The following is an 18602-nucleotide window of genomic DNA, read 5'->3' on the forward strand; positions in this document are numbered from 1 at the left end:
GTACGACGCGTCAGAGCCCGGCGACCTTGGCGCTCGCCGACAGCTCGTAGACCAGGGTGACCGTACGGCGGCCACCCGGCGGGAGGGTGACGTCCCAGCGTGCGATGCCCTCGGCGTCGACCTCGTCGGGGGCGGGGGAGCAGGCCTCCTGCAGCAGGCGCACCTCCACCGCCGAGACCTCCGAGACCGGGATCCGCTCCCGTACGGTGACGACCCGTCCGCCGTGCTCCGCCGGCGCGGAGAACCGGGACAGGTGCAGGCGCACCGTGCGGGTGACCACGGTCCGCTGGGTGATCCCGGTGGTGGTCCGGGACTCCTCGGTCTCCCGGACCACGCTGTGGTCGTCGCAGCTGCCGAAGGCCAGTGCGACCGGGGCGCCGGGGGCGGTGAACTCCAGCGCGCCGCGGCCGCTGAACCCACCGGTGCGGACCAGGTCCACGGGACCGGCGAGCAGGACGTGGCCGGACGCGTTGTCGAACCGCACCACCCGGGTGACCAGCGGGGACAGCTCGGGCGAGCAGGCGTACTCGCTGCTCGCGGGCGTGGTGAACGCCGACAGCGGCACCCGGTGGGCGCGGCCGTCCCCGGGCACGGAGACCGGTGCGGGAGAGTTCAGCACCCGCGCCTCGCCCCCGTCGTCCACGCCCGGCAGGCCGAGCACCGGGGCCGGGCCGAGGTCCCCGATCGCCTCCTCGCGCAATTCGACGTCGACCGTACGGCGTTCCGCTGCGGTGCGCTCACCCAGCGTCAGCCGGTCCTCGCCCAGCCGCGGCGGCTCGCCGGCCAGCGCCGACCGGGCCGTCGACAGCGTCAGCCGTACACCGGACCAGTCCTCGCCGGTGCGCTGCCAGACCATCGCGTCGGTCTCCAGCGTCAGGGAGCCGCCGTCGAGCACGGCCCGGTAGGCGGGCCGCCACAGAGCACACGGGGTGAGGTGGCTCAGCCGCAGGCGGACCGGCCCGGCGGCTTCGGCCTCCACGGTCAGCTCGACGTGGCCGACCAGCTCGGCGGGCGCCGTCTCTGAGCGGGTCATGGCCCCCTCGACCGCCCTGAGTTCGGCGTCGAGCTCGTCCAGCCGGGCCTGGGTGGCGCGCAGCTGTTCGCCGAACTCCTCGCGCTCACCGTCCACCCGGTCCAGTTCACGCGCCCAGCGGGGCCCGTCACTCTCCCCGGCGCCGGCGCCTTCACCGATCTCCCGCAGCAGATCCGCGGCGAGGCGGCCGAGCACGTCGAGGCGGGCGTGCAGCCGGTCGCGCCGCTGTTCCACGGCGTGCTGCTCGGCTTCGATTTCGTGCAGGCGGCGGCGCAGCGCGGAGTCGTCGGCCGATGGCAGCGGCCGGGCGGGAGTCCAGGTGCGGACCATCCGTACGTCGAGCACGGTCGCCGGGTGGTCGGCGGTCAGCTCGGCGTGGAGGCTGCGGTCGACGGCCAGCGCACTGACCGGCCCCAGACGCAGCCGCTGGACTCCGGCCTCCAGATCGAGCACGACGGTGCGCTCGACGTGGGCCCGGTCCTCCAGACAGGTGACGGCGGTGACGGGGAGGGCGATCGGCGTGGGGGCCGTGAACATGGCTGTGTCAGCTCCTGCGGTTGCCGCCGACCAGGCCCTTGCCTGCCGGTATGCGGATCTCGTAGCCGCCGTCGAGGGCGGTGGTGGCGCCGGCGGGCAGGTCCACCCGCCAGATGCGGGTGCCCGGTGCGTGGTGGTCGGGTCCCGCGCCCTCCTCGGGCACCCTCCAGTCGGCGCGTTCCTCGATCCGGACGTCCGCTTCGGAGGTGACGGGCACCCGCTCGCGGACCTCGACCGTGACGGGGGTGCCGAGCCGGTTGGCCAGCTCCACGTGGACGCGGTGGTCGAGCACGGTGGTGTTGCCCCGCAGGCCGGCGGTCGACTCGTGCAGGTTCGTACGGCGGGTGACGCCGATGCCCTCGGCCGGCCCGAGTCCCACCCGGCGGACGCCGCCAGGGGCGAGGGTGGGCAGGGCGGCGGTCAGCAGGAACTCACCGTCGACGGTGACCTCCACCGGCCCGGCCAGCAGAGCCTGGTCGGTGGCGTTGGAGAGCACCAGCGTCGCGTACACGGTCTGCTCCACGGACGGCACGCACAGGTACTCGGTGCGCAGACCGACCGGGATCTCGCCGACGGTGACGGTGTGCCAGGTGCCGTCCGAGGGGACGTCGGCACGGGCGGCGGCATCGAAGCGGTGGTCGAACGAGCCGGCCGACGTGCGGGGGCGCACGGCGTGTCCGGGCAGCGCCAGAGCGGCCACCGACTCGGCACGGCGGCGGTGTTCGGCCGCTACCGGGTCGAAGGGGGCCTCGGGGAACAGCCGGCCTCGGCGGCCGCCCTGCTCGTCGGGGCCGGACAGCGTGAGGGCGGCGTAGTCGAGTTCGGCACCGCTCGGCCGGGGCGGACCGGCCGGTGGTGCCGCAGGCGCCGGTGGCGGGGGCCCGCCGGGAGCCGCGGGAGCCACCGGGGCGGGGGCGGGCCCGGCGAAGCCTCCGCCGCCGGGGCGGCCGCCGGCCCGTGACCGGGCGGGTGGCGGGGCGGCGCCGAAGCCCGGGGGAGCGGCGCCGGCCGCGCTGCCGGGTGCGGCGGGCATCGCAGCCGGCGCGCCGTACCCCTGGGGTGCCGGCGGCGGCGCCGACACGGGTACGGGTACGGGGGGCGGCGGCGGAACGGGACCGGGCGCGGAACCGACCCCGACGGCCCTGCGAGCGCCACCGGTGGGCGCGCCGGCCGGGGCCGGGCGAGGGCCCGCCGCCTCGTACCCCGCGAACAGGTCGCCGAGCCCCGCCGGAGGCTCGCGCCAGCCGGACGGCGCGGGGGCGGGCTGACGGCGTCCGATCCGGATGGAGTGGAGCTTCGGCAGATCGGTGCGGCGCATGAGGTCGGCGGTGGCCAGGGCGATGCGCACGCCGGTCCAGTCCTCCCCGGTGCGCTGGGCGACCGAGGCGCGCAGCACGAGGCGGCCGGTGCCGTCGCCCTGCCGGTGGGCGAGGCGGTAGGCGGGCACCCAGACGGCGCCGGGCACCGTGTACTCCAGCTCCAGCTCCAGCTGCAGGTCCGGATCGGGCTCCTCCCCGTCGGCGGCGCCGCCGAGGGTCAGTACCGCGCAGACCGTGGTCTCCACGTGCCGGGACGGCGCGTCGGTGGACGCGCGGGCGAGCCTGTCCGCGGCGACGGAGAGTTCATGCTCGGCGAGGCGCTCCGCCTCCTGCAGTTCGGTGAGACGGGCGTGCAGCGCGGTCAGCCGGGCGTCGACGAAGTCGGCGAGCTCCAGCCATGCGTCGACCGGAGTACGGCGGTGCGGGTCCCCGCGCCGGCGGTCCGGCGGCACCGGGCGCAGCCCCCGGACCTCCTCGATCAGCCCCTGTTGCCGTTCCCGGCGGCCCTGCGCCGCCGCGTGCCGCTCGCGCAGCCGCGCGACTTCGCGGCGGAGCGCCTCGGGTGCTCCGGCGCCCAAGGGCTCGGCCCCGACCTCCACGCGGGCCTCGGTGACGCGCACTCCGGGGGTGTTCAGGACACGGGCCCGCAGGGAACCGTGGTCCATCGAGCGGGGGAGACCCGTCACCCGCAGCCGGGCGTCCGGCGGCATGATGCCGCGCACCAGGCGGCGGCAGACCGCCCCCTGCGCGTACACCACGACCGAATCGAGGGTCGACCCCCAGGTCCGTGCCGTCTTGTCGGTCATGTGCCCCGCCCCGCCCCCGTCGCGTCCGTGCTGAGCGAAGCCTACGCCCGAGCGCCGGGTGCGCACGGGCGCCCTCGTCATCCTGGCAGGCCCTTCCCCGCAGGCGGTGTCCCGCAGGCCGTTCGTCAGCTGGCGGAGCCCGCCGCCGAACCCGTCGCGAGGTCCGCGCCCCACCGTGCGATCGCGGCCGGCAGGTCGAGCGCACCCGGGCGCAGGCCGGAGTCCTCGGCGGGCCAGTCCTCGCGGGGGACGCGCCACATCACCTCGAACTCGTTGCCGTCCGGGTCCTTGGCGTAGAAGGACTTGGAGACCAGGTGGTCGCTCGCACCGACCAGCGCACCCCGGTCGGTGAGCTTGCGCCCCAGCTCGGCGAGCTCGCCGAGGGTGCCGACCTCCCAGGCCAGGTGGTAGAGCCCGACCCGGCCCTGCTCGGGACCGGGCGCGTCGCCGCCGACCGAGAAGAGCCCGAGGTCGTGGTCGTTGAGGCTGCCGGGAGCGCTCAGGAAGGCGGCCCGGCCGGCGACCATGTGGTCGACCTGGAATCCGAACACGTCGGTGTAGAACGCGACAGAGCGCTCGACGTCGCGGATCCAGAGCACGGCGTGATTGAGGCGGCGTACGGACATGGGACAGCGCTCCCGGTGGCTCGAAGGGCGTGGCTCGATCTGGTCAGTACCAGCATAACGTTCAAATTCGAACTATCGACCCCGGAACCCTGTTCTCCGCCGGCGCCGGAAGGCGGCGTTGTACCTCGACGGTCGCCACGGCGCGGGGGGCCACGGCGTGGTGTACGAGGGCTACGGAGCCGACGGCCGTCGGGTGCCCGTCAAGCGACCGGGACGGGCTCCGCAAGGAGGTCGAGGCCCGGAGCCGGGTGGCGCCGTTCTGCACCACCACGGTGCTCCACGCCGACCTCGACGGGTCCGTCCCGTTCGTCGTGAGCGAGTACGTGGCCGCGTCCGACCTGCGACGGGCGGTCACCGCCGACGGACCCTGCGGCCCGGAGGAGCTGCGCCGCCTGGCGATCGGCGTCGCGACAGCGCTGGTCGCCATCCACCGGGCCGGCGTGGTGCACCGGGGCCTCAAGCCCGAGAACGTCCTCCTCGGCCCGGACGGCCCCCGCGTGATCGATTCGGCATCGCCCGGATCATGGAGGGCACCGCCACCGCCGGGCTGCCCATGGGCACCCTGCGCTACATGCCGCCGGAGCGCTACCGCGGCGAGAACGCAAACGCCAAGGTCGACATGTGGGGCTGGGGCGCCGTCGTGTTCTTCGCCGCGACGGGCCGGCACGCCTTCGACGGGGACACCGCCGGGGCGCTGACCTACCAGGTCGCCACCCACGAGCCCGACACCTCGGTGCTGCGGGAACCGCTGCGCTCCCTCGTCCGCGCAGCGCTGTCCAAGGACCCGGCGGACCGGCCGTCCTCGGAGGAACTGCTGCTCTCTCGTCGGCCGCTCGGACCCCGCCGACGTCGTGAAAGGGGTCGTTCCCCAGAGTCCGTCGGGGCCCGAGGAGCCCTCGCGCTCCGACGGCGCGGAGGCCGGCCGCCTTCTCCCGCCTGGGCACCGCCGCGCAGGAGCCGGTCTCCCAGGTGCTGCTGCGCCTGGTCGCCCCGGGGGAACGAGCCGAGGACACGCTGCGCTCGGCGCACCGGTCCGAGTTCGCCGACGGCCGGACGCCGCAGGAGGTGCTGGACGGGGACCTGACCGCGTTCACGCAAGCGCGGGTCCTGGTCTGGGATGGCGATCCGGTCACCCTGTCCAGCGCCGCACTGATCCGGGCCTGGCCCCGGCGGCGCGACTGGGCGGAGGCCGAACGCCCGGGCCTGGGCGTCCACCAGCGCCTGTCGGAAGCGGCCCGGCTCTGGGAGGGGAACGGCCGGAAGCCCAACGACCTGCTCCAGGGCACCGCTCTGGAACGCACCCGCGACTGACTGGGCCGCCAAGGGGCGCCGCCACCTCATCCTCAACCACACTGAGCGGGACTTCCTGGACGCCGGATCCGCGCTGACCCGGCGCCGGGGGCGCCTGCGCGTCCTGCTCAGCGCCGTCCTGGCCGTCCTGCTGGTCCTCGCCGTCGGCGCGGCCGCCGTGGCGTTCGACCAGCGGCCGGACCGTTATCGCCCAGCGGGACCGGGCGGCCTCCACCCAGGTCGTCGGCACGGCCCAGTCCGTCCGCAGCACCGATCCCCGGCTCGGCCGCAGGCTTGCCCGGCTTCGTCCCGGCCTACTCCGATCTCGATGCCACCGGGCGGACGCTCATGGCCGCCGCGGACACGAACGTGGAGTTCTGGAACGTCGAGACCGGCACGAAGACCGGCTCCTACACGGCTCCGGCCAGGATCCACCGGGTCGACCTCTCCGACGACGGCACGACGGCCGCCGTGAGCACCGACGACGCATACACCCGCGTGCTCGACGTCGCCGTCGTCCGCCCGCGCGACGCACACACCTTCCCCACCCCCAAGATGTCCGGCGGGTACTGGTCCCCGATGAAGCTCAGCCCCTCGGGAAGCTATCTGCTGGGTGAAACGCTCGATGCGGACATGAAGTCCACGCTGACGGTGTGGGAGACCCGGACCGCGGACCCTCACGCTGCCCCGCGCCTCCTCCCTCGACATCCGCTCCCCGCAGTCCGGGGCCAAGCGGGCCACACTGAGCCCGCCTGTCGAGGGTTACTCAAGCCCCATGGAGAAGACCGAGCTCAGCCGTGACGGGCGCCTGGCCGCCGTACTCCAGAGCACCACGATCGGGATCTGGGACACGGCCGACGAGCAGAGGCCGGTCCTGCGCAGCCTGCCGGTCGTGGACCAACCAGCAGGTGCGCAGCGGGGTGTCGATCGCCTTCGCGTTCTCGCCGGACGGCAGGTCGCTGGCCGTCCAGGTCGTGACGAAGGACGAGGTCAACACGTTCACGTTCCGGGATCTGACCGCCATGCGGCAGATCCGGAAGGTGAGCGCCGCCCTCGGCTATCCCGCCAACGGCGGCCCCGTCACCTTCCAGCCGGACGGCGCATCCGTCATCGCCGCCCCCATGTTCGGCCGGGTCGCCTTCCCCTCGGGCGAGGTCATCACCAAGGGCGGCCCGAGCCTTGAAGTGGACCCGGTCAGCGACGACGGCACGACCCCCTACACACACCCGCGCGGCTTCCGCCCCTACATCCGGCTCTGGGACGCCCGTACGCTCCGGCCCATGGGCCAGGACCTGAGCACCGGCCCGGTCCGGACGAGCCTGTCCGCACCCGAGACGGCGACGGCCGTCTCCCCGGACGGACGGCTGTTCGCCACCGTGCACGCATCCCGGCCCGGCCACCAGATCAAGGTGTGGGACAGCCGCACCCGCACCCAGCTCGGGGTACCCCTGACCGGGCCGGCGCGCCGGCCGTGGCCGGGCGGGTCCCCTGTCGCGACGGGGGTCCGCCCGCCACACTGGTGGCCACGGGGCGCGGCGCCCCGTCACGAGGAGGTGGTGGGGTGTCGTCGGCGAACCCTGCAGAGCAGCCCGCTCCGGCCGTACGGCCCGAGGTGTGGGAGACGTACGGGCCGGCCGATCTCAGTGCCGTGCCGGTGTTCGCCGGAGGGTTCATCAACTTCGGCTACTGGCGCGCCGTAGACCTCGAACGGCCCCTGTCCCAGGGCGACCGGATCCGCAGCGAGCAGGACCTCTACCGGCACGTCCTCGACGCGGTCGGCCCCGGCGGCGGCCGCGCCGTGGAGGTCGGCTGCGGTCTGGGCCTCGGGTGCGCCCTCGCCCTGGAGGAGTACGGACCCGCGCAGATCACCGGCGTGGACATCCACCCCCAGCAGCTCCAGCGGGCCCGCGAAGCCAACGGCCGCCTCCTCGAAGCAGAGCCGGACCGGCTGCGCTTCGTGCTCGGGGCGGCGGAGAGCCTGCCGCTCGGCGACGCCGCATTCGACTGCCTCTACAGCGTCGAGGCGGCCCAGCACTTCCCCGACCTGCCCGCGTTCGCCCGCGAGGCGGCGCGCGTCCTGCGCCCCGGCGGACGGGTCGCGGTCACCAGCTTCTTCAGCGTCGAGGGCGCGTCCGCCCCGGCGGAGCGGCTCGCGGGGCTGCTCGACTCGTTCGCCAGCGGCCTGGACATCGCCCGGCCCGTGTCCCGGCTCGGCGAAGCCCTGGCCGACGCCGGTTTCACCGACGTGCGGACCACTTCGATCGGCCCGCAGGTCTGGCCCGGCTGGGACCGCTGGCTCGCCCGCCTCTGGGAGCCCGGCACCTGGCCCCGCAACTTCCTGGCCGCCTGGGAACAACAGATCCTGGATTACTACCTGGTCACCGCCACCCGTCCGTAGCCGTACCGCAACGGCATCCCTCCGGCGCCCGGGCAACACCTCAAGGCACGTTCGGGGAAGGGGAGTTCCGCGCCCCGGCCTCGTACGCGAACACGCCGTCGGGGCGCGGAAACACACCCTGCACGCGTTGCTCCGCGCCGCCCGGCAACTCCGACCGCGAACACCTCCTTTGGGCTCGGTACCGCTCAAACCCACACACCTCACAGGTCACCTGGGTAGAGTCCGCACCCAACACCGTCCATCGGAGGAGTCCGCATGTCCGCTCGGGAGATTCCCAACCTCAAGTCCCAGTACGCAGAGAAGGTCGCCGCCGACCTCGACCTCAACACCGCCGAGCAGGAACGCATCCGAGAGGAGATCACCTCCCTCCAGGAGCGCCTGGCCGGTCTGGAGCAGGACCACGCACTCCTCGTCGGAATGCGGTCGGCCCTCGGCGACGTCGCGGCCGCGGTGCCCGCTCCGCGCGCCGGCAAGAAGGCCGTGACGCCTGCCCCCGCGACGGCCGGCACCGCGAAGAAGGCGACCACCAAGGCGACCGCGAAGAAGGCGACCACCACCAAGGCGACCGCGAAGAAGGCGACCGTCACGAAGACGGCGGCCAAGGGGGCGACCGCCGAGAACGCAACCGCCAGGAACACGACCGGCGCGAAGACGGCCGGTGTGAAGTCGGCCGGCGCGAAGACGTCCGCGGTGAAGGCCGCGGCGAAGGCGCCCGCGAAGGAGAAGGCCGTCGCGTCCAAGGAGAAGCAGGTCCCGCTGACCGAGCTGATCCACCGGCACCTGAGCGGGCAGGCGGAGCCCAGGACGGCCCGCGAGATCGCCCAGGCCCTCAAGGCCGCGCACCCGGACCGCAGCGTCAGCGACAACCTGGTGCGCACGACCACCGAGCGTCTGGTGGCCCGCAGCCTGGCGGAGCGCGTCAAGCAGGGCGCCACCGTCTACTACACGGCCCTCCCGCACCACGGTGGGGCTGCCGAGGCCGCCGAGGCCCCTGCCGCGGCCGTCGAGGCGGCGGCCGGAAGTGAGACGGAAACCACTCCGGTGCCTGCCGACGCCTGACCGGCCCGTACCACGGGCGCCGCGACGCGGTGCTTCCCCGGGCCTGCCGGCTCTGCCCTCCGGCCCGGGGGTGCCGAATGGGCCGTTCGGATGAGATGGGCCCGCGTGCACGTGACCTACCCTGGATCGGAATCGTGTGTTCCGGGGGTCGAGCGCAAAGGAAGAGCGCGTCCATGGGCATCACCAGCAGTTCCGCGCGTCGTCGACGGGCGGGGTCCGCCGTGGCCGGGGCCGTCCTCGGCCTTCTGGCGGCAGTTGCCACCCCGGCCTTCGCCACCACGGACGGCTCGGCGGGCCGGTCCACGGACGGCTCGGCGGGCCGGTCCGCGGCCGGCTCGGAGCACGCCAAGCAGGCCAGGCAGGAGAAGCCGGCCAAGGGCGCCACCACCACGATCCCGCTGGGCATCTCCCGGCTGGCCCAGGGACCGGGCCATGACGTCGCCATCACCATCGACGACGGCCCCGACCCCCGTTGGACCCCTCAGGTCCTCCAGGTGCTGAGGCAGAACCACGTCAAAGCCACCTTCTGCATGATCGGAACCAAGGCCCAGAAGTACCCGGAGCTGGTGCGCCAGGTCGCCGCGGACGGCCACCAGCTGTGCGACCACTCCGTCGACCACGACGTGACGATGGACCACAAGCCCGTCGCCTACCAGCGGCAGCAGATCCTGGACGCCAAGACCATGATCGAGAAGGCTGTGCCGGGTGTCGCCGTGAACTACTACCGGGCGCCGGGCGGTGCCTTCACCCCTGACAGCCGTGCGATAGCCGTGGCGAGCGGGATGCGGCCGCTGGGCTGGAGCGTGGATCCCCGGGACTGGAGTCGCCCGGGCCTGCCGGCGATCGTCGCCGCCGTGGAGGGCAAGCTGCCCCGGCAGCCGACCGTCCTCTTCCACGACGGCGGCGGCGACCGCAGTGAGACGGTCGCCGCGCTCAAGGTGTACCTGCCCTGGCTGGCAAAGCAGGGCTACAGCTTCACCTTCCCGGCCCTCACCACCCCGTAGGGCGGCCGGGTCCGGGACTCACCTCCCGGCCGCCCGTACATACGCCCCGGCCGCCGCGGCCGCCGCCGCGGCGTGCGCGGCGCGGTCGGCGTCGGCCTCGTCGAGCGGGAGCGCGGTGGTCAGGAGCCGGTAGTACAGCGGGGCTGACGTCGCGCGGATCACCTCGCGCGCATCGGTGCCCCCGGGCACCTCTCCGCGGGCGGCGGCCTGCTCCACGCACGGCGCCCACTCCTCGACGCGGGCCGTGTAGAAGCCGCACAGGGCCTCCGCCGCCTTGGGGTCGGATCCGGCCGCCGCGATCACCGCCTTGAACAGGGCCCCCTGGCGGGGGTCGGCCAGCGTGCGCTGCACCAGACGGGCGTTGGCCGTCAGGTCCCCGAGCAGCGAGCCCGTCTCCGTGCGCGGCACGGACTGCTGTGCCATGTCCAGCAGCAGGTCGGTCACGAGGCCGGTGGCCGTGCCCCAGCGGCGGTAGACGGTCGTCTTCCCGACCTCCGCGCGGCGCGCGATGTCGGCCAGGTCGAGATGGGCGAAGCCATGCTCGGCCAGCACGTCCGCGGCGGCGCCCAGCACGGCCGCCCGCACCCGTGCCGTGCGCCCTCCGGGCCGGGTGGTCCCCGGATCGGACTCGGCTTCCGTGTACTCCATAACGGGACTCCAGTTCCATTAACTCGCGCACCTTGCTACGCTCGACCCATCTTAACGGAACCGCAGCCCCATTAGCAGGGCTGGTGAGAGGGGATTCGTCATGGAGTACAGGCGACTGGGTGCGTCGGGACTTCAGGTTCCGGCGCTCAGCTTCGGCGCCGGCACCTTCGGGGGCCGCGGACCGCTCTTCGGGGCCTGGGGCAACACCGGGGTGGAGGAGGCGCGCCGCCTCGTGGACATCTGCATCGACGCCGGGATCACCCTGTTCGACACCGCGGACGTCTACTCCGACGGCGCGTCCGAGGAGGTGCTCGGAGCCGCTCTCAAGGGCCGCCGCGACCGGGTGCTCATCTCCACCAAGGCCGGCCTGCCCACGAGCGACGCCCCGGGTGACGCGGGTACCTCGCGCTCCCGCCTGATCACCTCCGTCGACAAGGCGCTGCGCCGCCTCGGCACGGACCGCATCGACCTCTTCCAGCTGCACGCCTTCGACGCGGGAACCCCCGTGGAAGAGGTGCTCTCCACGCTGGACGACCTGGTCCGGGCCGGGAAGATCCGTCACCTCGGCGTCTCCAACTTCTCCGGCTGGCAGGCGATGAAGTCCCTCGCCGCCGCCGACCGCCGCGGCCGGGAGCGCTACGTCGCCCACCAGGTCTACTACTCCCTCATCGGCCGTGACTACGAATGGGAGCTGATGCCGCTCGGCCTCGACCAGGGGGTCGGTGCGATCGTCTGGAGCCCCCTCGGCTGGGGACGGCTCACCGGCAGGATCCGCCGGGGCCGTCCGCTGCCCGCCGGCAGCAGGCTGCACGACACCGCCGACTTCGCGCCGCCCGTGGACGACGAACACCTCTACCGCGTGGTCGACGCCCTGGACGAGATCGCACGGGAGACCGGGAGGGCGATTCCGCAGATCGCCCTCCGCTGGCTGTTGCAGCGGCCGACCGTCTCCTCCGTCATCATCGGCGCCCGCAACGAGGAGCAACTGCGCCAGAACCTGGGGGCCGTGGGCTGGGAGCTCACCCCTGAGCAGATGGCACGGCTCGACGAGGCCAGCGCCCGCCCGGCCCCCTACCCCTACTTCCCCTACCACCGCCAGCCGGGCTTCGCCCGCCTCAACCCTCCCGTGGTCCCGGCTCGTTGATCGCCGGCGGCCGTCGTCAGCCGCCGCGGACGGCCCTGAGGAGGCGGGCGCAGCGGGTGCTCATGTCCCGGGCTGACTGGTCGGGGTGGGCGATCCACCAGCCCATCAGGGCGCTGACGGTGCCCGTCCACACGTGCTTGAGGGCGTCGGCGTCGAGGGGGTCGTCGTTGCCCAGTCCGCTCAGCAGCGCCGCGGTGCCCGTCGCGGCGAGTCCGTCGACGGCCTCGCGGTGCCGCTGGGCGGCCAGGCGCAGTTCGGATCCGGGCGGCAGGCTCCTGTCGTAGAGGACGAACCAGGCGTGACGGCGTTCTTCGAGGGCCGTGAAGAGCCCCGTGAGGACCGCGTGGGGGAGCCGCTCGTCGTCTGCGGCCGGTCCGGCGGCCATCGCCGCGTCGATGGCCGCGATGACGCGGGCGGCGATGTGTTCGAGGCAGGCGAGGTAGAGCCCGTCCTTCGAATCGAAGTAGGCGTAGAGCATCGGCTTCGTCACGCCCACCCGCCGGGCGATCGCGGCCATCGAGGCGGACGCGTGACCGTGGCGGCCGAACTCCTCCATCGCGGCGGCGAGGATCTGTTCCTCGCGTTCGGCGCGCGGTACGCCCTTCGTCCCCGCCGGTCTGCCCCGGCGCCTGCCCGGTGGTGGTGTGGGCGGCGGTGCGGTGCCCGGCGCGGCGCCGGAGCTTGTGGAGTCCATGAGGAGAACTATACGGTGGAGTAAATTACCAAGCGGTAAATTACCGAAGGGTTGCATCGCCATGGCCGAGACCGTGCCCGTCGCCCCTCTCGCCCCGCCCCCGCCCCGCCGCTCCTGGTGGGGCTGGGGCGCCGCCGACAAGGCCCTGTCCGACCGTGAGTGCGTCGCCCTCGGCGCGCTGGTCCCGGGGGCAGCCGGCACCCCGCTGCCGGTGCCCGACGTCCGCTCCACCGACCTGCCCGACGTCCGCGTCGCCCCGCCCGCCTCCCTCGCCCACCTGATGTCCGACACCCCGCCGGACCGGGTCTCGCACACCTACGGCAAGGCCTACCGTGACGTCGTACGGGCCCTGCGCGGCGAACTCGGGGCCGCACCCGACCAGGTCGCGTTCCCCCGCTGCGAGCAGGACGTCGTGGACGTCCTGGACTGGGCCGAGGCCGCGGGCGTGGTCGTCGTGCCGTACGGGGCGGGGAGTTCGGTGGTCGGGGGAGTGGAGTACCGCGGGGACCGCCGGGGCGGTGTGCTGTCCCTGGACCTCTCCGCCCTGGACCGTGTCCTCGACATCGACACCACCGGCAGGGCGGCACGGATCCAGGCGGGCGTGCTCGGGCCCGACCTCGAAGCCCAGCTGCGGCCGCACGGGCTGACCCTGCGCCACTTTCCGCAGAGCTTCGAGTTCTCCACCCTCGGCGGCTGGCTGGCGACCCGTGCCGGCGGCCACTACGCCACGCTCCTGACCCACGTCGACGATCTGACCCAGGCCCTGCGCGTGGTCACCCCGGTCGGCGTCAGTGAGTCGCTGCGCGTGCCCGGTTCGGGTGCGGGCCCGTCCCCCGACCGGCTGTTCCTGGGGTCGGAGGGCACGCTCGGAGTGATCACCGAGGCGTGGATGCGGCTTCAGGACCGGCCCCGGCACAAGGCGTCCGCCTCGTTCCTGTTCGACGACTTCGCGACCGCGGCCGGAGCCGTCCGCGCCATCGCCCAGTCGGGCCTGCACCCGGCCAACTGCAGGTTGCTCGATCAGGGCGAGGCGGCGCTCGCGGGCGTGGCCGGCGGCGGCCGCAGCGTCCTCGTGCTCGGGGTGGAGTCCGCTCACTTCCCCGTCGCCGACCGGCTGGCCGAGCTGGTCGCCCTGGCGCGGGACCACGGCGGTTCGCCGGCCCCGGCCCCGACTCCGCCCGTGGCCGGGAGCCCTGCCGGCGGCCGCACCGACGACTCCGCGGCCGACGCGTGGCGCTCCGCGTTCCTGCGCATGCCCTACCTGCGGGACGGGTTGGCGCGGATGAGCGTGATCAGCGAGACCTTCGAAACGGCCTGTACGTGGGACCGCGCCGAGGCGCTGTACGAGGCCGTGCAGCGGGACCTGGGCGCCGTCGTGCGCGAGGTCACCGGCGCCGAGGCGATGATCAACTGCCGCTTCACTCACGTCTACCCCGACGGCCCCGCCCCGTATTTCACCGTCATCGCCCCGGCGAGGCGCGGTTCGGAGGTCGCGATGTGGGACGAGGTCAAGTCCGCCGCGATGGACCTGCTCGGCGCGCACGGCGCGACCGTCACCCACCACCACGCCGTCGGCCGTGACCACCGGCCCGGATACGACCGGCAGCGCCCGGAGCCGTTCGCCCGGGCGCTGCGGGCCGCGAAGACCGCGCTCGATCCGGCCGGGATCCTCAACCCCGGAGTGCTCTTCGACGGGGAGCGGGGCTGACCGGACGGCGCACCTGCGGCGGGACGTCAGAACGCGAAGACGGGGTTGCCGTTGAGGCTCGCGGACATGGTGCACGCGTTGGAGAAGGTGTGCTTCCAGGAGATGCGGCTGCCCTTCCAGATGCCGTCCGCGGAGACGGTGACGGGGGCGTAGTGCATCGGACAGACCCGGTCCCGGTCCGGGGCGGCGAGCAGCGCGTCGAGGCTGCCCGCGGTGGCGGTGAGGGCGGCGCAGGCCGCCTGGGGGTCGGGGTGCGTGCCCTGGGCGGTCGGCGCGCAGCTGAGGGCGGTGGCGCGGGAGACGGCCGCCCCGGCGTCGCCGGGGGCGACCGCGAGGACCACGGCGGACGGGGCGTACAGGCTCGCGGGCTGTGCCTCGGCGGTCCCGGCGGCCCCGGCGAGGGGGAGGAGGGCGGCGGCGGTGACAGCAGCGATGCGGTGACGCACGACAGTACTCTCTTTCAATTCGAAGGGTGGACGCAGAATTTGGCTGCGGTGTACCGGTTGGACAGCACTGAGTCTCTCGGGTGCGAAGGCCGTGTGCACATCGATGACCGATTTACGGACACTGCGTTCGATTACCGACGACCGAACGGTCGTTCTGGCAGCTCAGGCCCGGTGTGAGCCCTCCGCGATCACGCGTGGACGGAGGGTGATGCCGGGTGTGACGCGCCGATCGCAGCCCGTTGACCTGCCCTGGGACGCACGCGGTTCATCGAACGTCCATCCAGGCTGACCGGATAGTGCCGTTGTGCACCCTCCGGCCCGGTGCGGGCCGGCTCAGGCGCGTTCCGCGCCGGACGTGCCCCCGGCGTACAGGGCGGCGGCCGCGTGCAGGGCCGATCCGGCGGCCAGGGCCCCCTCGTCGAAGACGACGCGCGCCGAGTGCAGGTCGGGAGCCTGCGCCGCCGGGGTTCCGGGCGGACGGGCGCCGAGGAAGGCCATCGTGCCCGGCACCCGCTCCAGGACGTACGCGAAGTCCTCGGCCCACAGGAACGGCCGGTGCAGCAGGTGGACCCGGTCGGCTCCGAGGAGTGCGGCCGCGGTGTCCCGGAGGGCGGCGGTGCGATCCGGATCGTTGACCACGGGCGGATAGCCCTCGGTCAACGTGACCTCGGCGTGGGCGCCGTGGGCGGCGGCGACGTGGTGGGCGACGCGGGTGACGCCCTCGCGTACGAGCCGCCGCGTGGCGGGGGAGAGGGTGCGGAAGGTTCCGGTGATCTCCGCCGTGTCGGGGATGACGTTGGCCGTCGTACCGGCGTGCACCGACGCGACGGTGACCACCGCCGGATCGTGGACGTCGACGGTACGGGTGACCATCGTCTGCAACGCCTGGACGATCTCGCACGCGACCGGCACCGGGTCCAGACCGAGATGCGGGGCCGAGGCGTGCCCGCCCCGCCCGCGGACGCTCACCCGGAACAGGTCGGAGGCCGCGAACGTCGGCCCGGGCCGCAGGTGGAGGGTGCCGCTGTCGAAGCGGGTGGTGAGGTGCAGGGCGAAGGCGCGGTCCACGCTCCCTCCGTCCGCGGTCCGCAGCACACCCTCGTCGATCATGCGCAGGGCACCCCCGCCGGACTCCTCGGCCGGCTGGAACATGAACACGACGCGCCCGGCCAGTGCTCGGCGCCGCGCCGAGACCAGCCGGGCGGCCGTGACGAGCATGGCGGTGTGGGCGTCGTGACCGCAGGCGTGCATGACACCCGGCACCTGCGAGGTGAAGTCCAGGCCGGTCTCCTCGTCCAGGGGCAGGGCGTCCATGTCGGCGCGCAGCAGGACCGTGGGCCCCGGCAGTGCGCCGTCGAGGGTGGCGGTGACGGAACTGAGGCCGGATCCGGTGGCCACATCGAGCGGCAGTCCGGCCAGGGCGTCCAGGACGGCGCGTTGTGTGCGCGGCAGATCCGTACCCAGCTCGGGGTGGCGGTGGATGCTCCGGCGCAGGGCCACGGTGTCGGGCAGGAGTGCGTGCGCCTCTGCGAGCAGCCCCGCGAGTGCCTCCCGGGCCGCGCTCACCGGCCTTCCAAACCGCACACACCTCACCCGTATCGCGGACCGCTCTGACCGCAGAGGGTAGACGGGGAGGGCGCCGAACGGGCTCTGCGCCGCGCGGATGACGCCCCGTTCGGGCGCAGTTCGTACGGCTCGTCGCAAACGAGTGATCGTTGCTCTCTGGTGAGGGGCAGTTCCGCCGTGTAGCGTCAGCGTCAGCTGTCGTGGTTCGCAGTCCCTGCCCGCGCCCTGGCGTGGGCATTCTGCTGTGCAGTGCCGGACCAGGGCGATCACCTCCCGGGGCCGCGCGGTGCGGACCCCACATCGAACTGAGAGGTACGAGCATGGCCAGCGGAACCGTGAAGTGGTTCAACTCCGAAAAGGGCTTCGGCTTCATCCAGCAGGACGGCGGCGGTCCGGACGTCTTCGCGCACTACTCCAACATCAACGCCAACGGCTACCGTGAGCTCCAGGAGGGCCAGGCCGTGACCTTCGACGTCACGCAGGGCCAGAAGGGCCCGCAGGCGGAGAACATCACGGTCGCCTGATCGCAGACCCGTCACGAGGCTCCCGGAGCGATGCGCTCCGGGAGCCTCGTGCGTTCCCCATGCGCCTACGGATGGCCCCTCGCGGCGGAGTTCCGGGCGGCCCGGCACGGAGCGCGGCCTCCACCGGCACGGGCCGCGACGCCCCCGCCCAGCCGCGCCCAGCCGGGGTCATCGGCATCGCGCTGGGCGCCGTGCTGGCGGCGATGCTCGCGCGGGGTCCGTGGCGGCGTTTCGCCACGTGCATCCGGGTGACACTCGGCCGGCCTCTTCGAGGAGGTGGCCGCGGACGGCGTCGAGGCGGTGGGAGCCGGGACGTGGCAGTGGTGGCGCCCGGAGGGGAGGGCTGCTGGCCGACAAGTCCCGTCCCAGAACGTCCGATTATCGCCCCCTTCAGCGGGAACACAACATCGCCGCCCGGCAGTTTCCCGAAGGGAACCGGGGCGAGCCCGCACGACTCGGCCTCGACCGGCAGACCACTGGCAAGGAGAAACCGTGCGCATACTCTTCACCAGCCCGGCCGCGGCAGGCCACCTCTTCCCGATGATCCCGACCGCGCAGGCCCTGCGTGCCGCCGGGCACGAGGTGCTGTTCGCGGGCTCGCAGCCGTTGGACCGGCTTCGCGAGGCCGGTTTCCCGATCGTCGAGATCGGTGACGGCCGCACCATCCGGGACGTGTTCGAGCAGTCCACCGGCGAGCAGACGCGCTACGTCGCCCCCGACATGACCCCGGACCAGATCCTCGACATGGCGGCCCGCGGCTTCGCGCTCGTCTCGCGCCCCACCGTGGACGGTCTGCTGGACGTCGCCGAGAACTGGGGCGCCGACCTGCTGGTCTACGACTCCTTCCAGGCCTCCGCCCCCCTGGTCGCGGCCAAGCTCAAGATCCCGTCGGTGATCCAGAACTTCGGCGTCATGTCCGGCATCGACATGGTCGGCCGGATCGCCGCCAACTTCACCGAGGCGTACGAGACGTACGGGGTGGACGGCCCCGCCGGAGCCACCGCGCTGAACATCGTCCCCGCCTCGCTCGGCGGCGACCCCGGCGGCATGCGGATGCGCTACCTGCCCTACAACGGCGGTGGTACGGTCCCCGCCGAGCTGCTCCGCCGCGGCGCCCGCCCGCGCGTCGCCGTCACGCTGGGCACCGTGCTCACCGAGATGGACGGCGTCCGCTCCATCGTCCGCCTGATCGAGGCCGCCGCCTCGGTGGACGCCGAGTTCCTGCTCGCCGTCGGCGACACCGACCTCGCCGCGCTCGGCACCCTCCCGGACAACGTGAGCCCGCTGCCCTGGGTTCCGCTCGCCGAGCTGCTCACCGCCTCCGACGGCCTGATCCACCACGGCGGCTCCGGCACCTTCCTCACCGCCCTGCAGGCCGGCCTGCCGCAGCTCGTGCTGCCCCAGGGCGCCGACCACTTCACCAATGCCGACGCCCTCGTGGGCAGCGGCGCCGCCCTGCGCTCCTCCTCCGACGACGTCGACACCGAGCTCCTCACCCGCCTCATCACCGACCCGGCCCTGCGCGAGGGCGCCGCCCGCCTCCGGGCGGAGAACGCCGCGCTGCCGACCCCGGCCGCAACGGTCCCCGCCCTGGAGGCCCTGGTCACCTCCTGACCCCCCGCGCCACCCGCCGGGGCGGGGCACCCACCGCCCCGCCCCCGGCGTTGCGCGGAGCGCGACAGAACGGGGGCTCGGACACCGGCCCTCGCGGTTTTGGAGGCCGACGGATTCCCCATCCGGGTGAATGCCGAGTACGCCGTCGTCGACGAGGTGACCGGCTCCTCGGGGAAGCCCTGACGT

At 73.7% G+C, this 18602-nt stretch carries 16 protein-coding genes and 3 pseudogenes; 12 read left to right on the forward strand and 7 right to left on the reverse strand.

All coding sequences use genetic code 11. From position 1 onward, the window contains the following. Nucleotides 1–10: 10 nt before the first annotated feature. The 3 genes from ACIPK4_RS15185 to ACIPK4_RS15195 all read right to left on the reverse strand — a co-directional run bounded on the left by ACIPK4_RS15185 (nt 11) and on the right by ACIPK4_RS15195 (nt 4321). Entirely contained in the window at nt 11–1570 is a 1560-nt protein-coding gene (locus tag ACIPK4_RS15185; RefSeq protein ID WP_402312849.1) for a mucoidy inhibitor MuiA family protein, read from the reverse strand. 7 nt (nt 1571–1577) lie between these two features. Continuing rightward, on the reverse strand, nt 1578–3695 hold the full coding sequence (locus tag ACIPK4_RS15190; RefSeq protein ID WP_402312851.1) for a DUF4139 domain-containing protein: 2118 nt from the start codon (nt 3693–3695) through the stop codon (nt 1578–1580). A gap of 125 nt (nt 3696–3820) precedes the next feature. Further along, on the reverse strand, nt 3821–4321 hold the full coding sequence (locus tag ACIPK4_RS15195; protein ID WP_054227421.1) for a VOC family protein: 501 nt from the start codon (nt 4319–4321) through the stop codon (nt 3821–3823). Between the two features lie 311 nt (nt 4322–4632). Here ACIPK4_RS15195 and ACIPK4_RS15200 point away from each other — a divergent pair. The 8 genes and pseudogenes from ACIPK4_RS15200 to ACIPK4_RS15235 all read left to right on the forward strand — a co-directional run. Next, nucleotides 4633–4791, forward strand: a pseudogene (locus ACIPK4_RS15200) (serine/threonine protein kinase); the annotation flags it as partial. Between the two features lie 41 nt (nt 4792–4832). Beyond that, nucleotides 4833–5126 (forward strand): annotated as a pseudogene (locus ACIPK4_RS15205) (serine/threonine protein kinase); the annotation flags it as partial. 128 nt (nt 5127–5254) lie between these two features. Next, nucleotides 5255–5632 (forward strand): annotated as a pseudogene (locus tag ACIPK4_RS15210) (hypothetical protein); the annotation flags it as partial. 273 nt (nt 5633–5905) lie between these two features. Then, nucleotides 5906–6412 (forward strand): hypothetical protein, encoded by a 507-nt coding sequence (locus ACIPK4_RS15215; RefSeq protein WP_402312854.1) that lies wholly within the window; start codon nt 5906–5908, stop codon nt 6410–6412. Nucleotides 6413–6531: 119 nt separating this feature from the next. Next, on the forward strand, nt 6532–7311 hold the full coding sequence (locus ACIPK4_RS15220; RefSeq protein ID WP_402312856.1) for a hypothetical protein: 780 nt from the start codon (nt 6532–6534) through the stop codon (nt 7309–7311). Next, nucleotides 7266–8009 carry a class I SAM-dependent methyltransferase gene (locus ACIPK4_RS15225; protein ID WP_402312972.1) on the forward strand — a complete coding sequence of 248 codons (744 nt, stop codon included), beginning with the start codon at nt 7266–7268 and terminating at the stop codon, nt 8007–8009. Before ACIPK4_RS15220 ends, ACIPK4_RS15225 begins: the two co-directional genes overlap by 46 nt. Before the next feature lie 255 nt (nt 8010–8264). After that, the gene (locus ACIPK4_RS15230) at nt 8265–9068 is read left to right on the forward strand and encodes a hypothetical protein (RefSeq protein WP_402312858.1); all 804 of its coding nucleotides are present in this window, start codon (nt 8265–8267) and stop codon (nt 9066–9068) included. A 173-nt stretch (nt 9069–9241) separates the two neighbouring features. Further along, a complete protein-coding gene (locus ACIPK4_RS15235; RefSeq protein ID WP_402312860.1) occupies nt 9242–10072 on the forward strand; it encodes a polysaccharide deacetylase family protein in 831 nt (276 codons plus the stop codon). Nucleotides 10073–10090: 18 nt separating this feature from the next. Here ACIPK4_RS15235 and ACIPK4_RS15240 read toward each other — a convergent pair whose 3' ends face one another. After that, nucleotides 10091–10720: a TetR/AcrR family transcriptional regulator gene (locus tag ACIPK4_RS15240; protein WP_402312863.1), complete on the reverse strand. Its 630-nt coding sequence runs from the start codon at nt 10718–10720 to the stop codon at nt 10091–10093. Between the two features lie 100 nt (nt 10721–10820). Between ACIPK4_RS15240 and ACIPK4_RS15245 the strand changes: the two genes are divergently transcribed. Next, nucleotides 10821–11864, forward strand: coding sequence for an aldo/keto reductase (locus tag ACIPK4_RS15245; RefSeq protein ID WP_402312865.1), 1044 nt, complete (start codon nt 10821–10823; stop codon nt 11862–11864). Between the two features lie 16 nt (nt 11865–11880). Here the strand turns inward: ACIPK4_RS15245 and ACIPK4_RS15250 are convergent, their stop codons facing one another. After that, a complete protein-coding gene (locus ACIPK4_RS15250) occupies nt 11881–12558 on the reverse strand; it encodes a TetR/AcrR family transcriptional regulator (RefSeq protein ID WP_402312868.1) in 678 nt (225 codons plus the stop codon). A gap of 61 nt (nt 12559–12619) precedes the next feature. Between ACIPK4_RS15250 and ACIPK4_RS15255 the strand changes: the two genes are divergently transcribed. Beyond that, nucleotides 12620–14266: an FAD-binding oxidoreductase gene (locus ACIPK4_RS15255; protein WP_402312871.1), complete on the forward strand. Its 1647-nt coding sequence runs from the start codon at nt 12620–12622 to the stop codon at nt 14264–14266. 26 nt (nt 14267–14292) lie between these two features. Here ACIPK4_RS15255 and ACIPK4_RS15260 read toward each other — a convergent pair whose 3' ends face one another. Both ACIPK4_RS15260 and ACIPK4_RS15265 read right to left on the reverse strand, forming a co-directional pair. Beyond that, nucleotides 14293–14712: an SSI family serine proteinase inhibitor gene (locus tag ACIPK4_RS15260; RefSeq protein WP_376196628.1), complete on the reverse strand. Its 420-nt coding sequence runs from the start codon at nt 14710–14712 to the stop codon at nt 14293–14295. A 333-nt stretch (nt 14713–15045) separates the two neighbouring features. Further along, the gene (locus ACIPK4_RS15265) at nt 15046–16278 is read right to left on the reverse strand and encodes a M20 family metallopeptidase (protein ID WP_402312874.1); all 1233 of its coding nucleotides are present in this window, start codon (nt 16276–16278) and stop codon (nt 15046–15048) included. A gap of 320 nt (nt 16279–16598) precedes the next feature. On the opposite strand from ACIPK4_RS15265, the gene ACIPK4_RS15270 reads away from it, so the two are divergent. Together ACIPK4_RS15270 and ACIPK4_RS15275 are read left to right on the forward strand one after the other, a co-directional pair. After that, the gene (locus tag ACIPK4_RS15270; RefSeq protein ID WP_054227409.1) at nt 16599–16802 is read left to right on the forward strand and encodes a cold-shock protein; all 204 of its coding nucleotides are present in this window, start codon (nt 16599–16601) and stop codon (nt 16800–16802) included. 492 nt (nt 16803–17294) lie between these two features. Then, nucleotides 17295–18416 (forward strand): nucleotide disphospho-sugar-binding domain-containing protein, encoded by a 1122-nt coding sequence (locus ACIPK4_RS15275; RefSeq protein ID WP_402312877.1) that lies wholly within the window; start codon nt 17295–17297, stop codon nt 18414–18416. Nucleotides 18417–18602: the final 186 nt, after the last annotated feature.

This window comes from Streptomyces sp. NPDC086989 (assembly GCF_044745505.1).
Taxonomy (GTDB): domain Bacteria; phylum Actinomycetota; class Actinomycetes; order Streptomycetales; family Streptomycetaceae; genus Streptomyces.

What these genes read in the sequence shown, in the direction of transcription:
- ACIPK4_RS15240 (WP_402312863.1), bottom strand. Translation starts at nt 10,720, where the DNA reads ATGGAGTACACGGAAGCCGAGTCCGATCCGGGGACCACCCGGCCCGGA.
- ACIPK4_RS15250 (WP_402312868.1), bottom strand. Translation starts at nt 12,558, where the DNA reads ATGGACTCCACAAGCTCCGGCGCCGCGCCGGGCACCGCACCGCCGCCC.
- ACIPK4_RS15235 (WP_402312860.1), top strand. Translation starts at nt 9,242, where the DNA reads ATGGGCATCACCAGCAGTTCCGCGCGTCGTCGACGGGCGGGGTCCGCC.
- ACIPK4_RS15195 (WP_054227421.1), bottom strand. Translation starts at nt 4,321, where the DNA reads ATGTCCGTACGCCGCCTCAATCACGCCGTGCTCTGGATCCGCGACGTC.
- ACIPK4_RS15270 (WP_054227409.1), top strand. Translation starts at nt 16,599, where the DNA reads ATGGCCAGCGGAACCGTGAAGTGGTTCAACTCCGAAAAGGGCTTCGGC.
- ACIPK4_RS15230 (WP_402312858.1), top strand. Translation starts at nt 8,265, where the DNA reads ATGTCCGCTCGGGAGATTCCCAACCTCAAGTCCCAGTACGCAGAGAAG.
- ACIPK4_RS15255 (WP_402312871.1), top strand. Translation starts at nt 12,620, where the DNA reads ATGGCCGAGACCGTGCCCGTCGCCCCTCTCGCCCCGCCCCCGCCCCGC.
- ACIPK4_RS15245 (WP_402312865.1), top strand. Translation starts at nt 10,821, where the DNA reads ATGGAGTACAGGCGACTGGGTGCGTCGGGACTTCAGGTTCCGGCGCTC.
- ACIPK4_RS15185 (WP_402312849.1), bottom strand. Translation starts at nt 1,570, where the DNA reads ATGTTCACGGCCCCCACGCCGATCGCCCTCCCCGTCACCGCCGTCACC.
- ACIPK4_RS15190 (WP_402312851.1), bottom strand. Translation starts at nt 3,695, where the DNA reads ATGACCGACAAGACGGCACGGACCTGGGGGTCGACCCTCGATTCGGTC.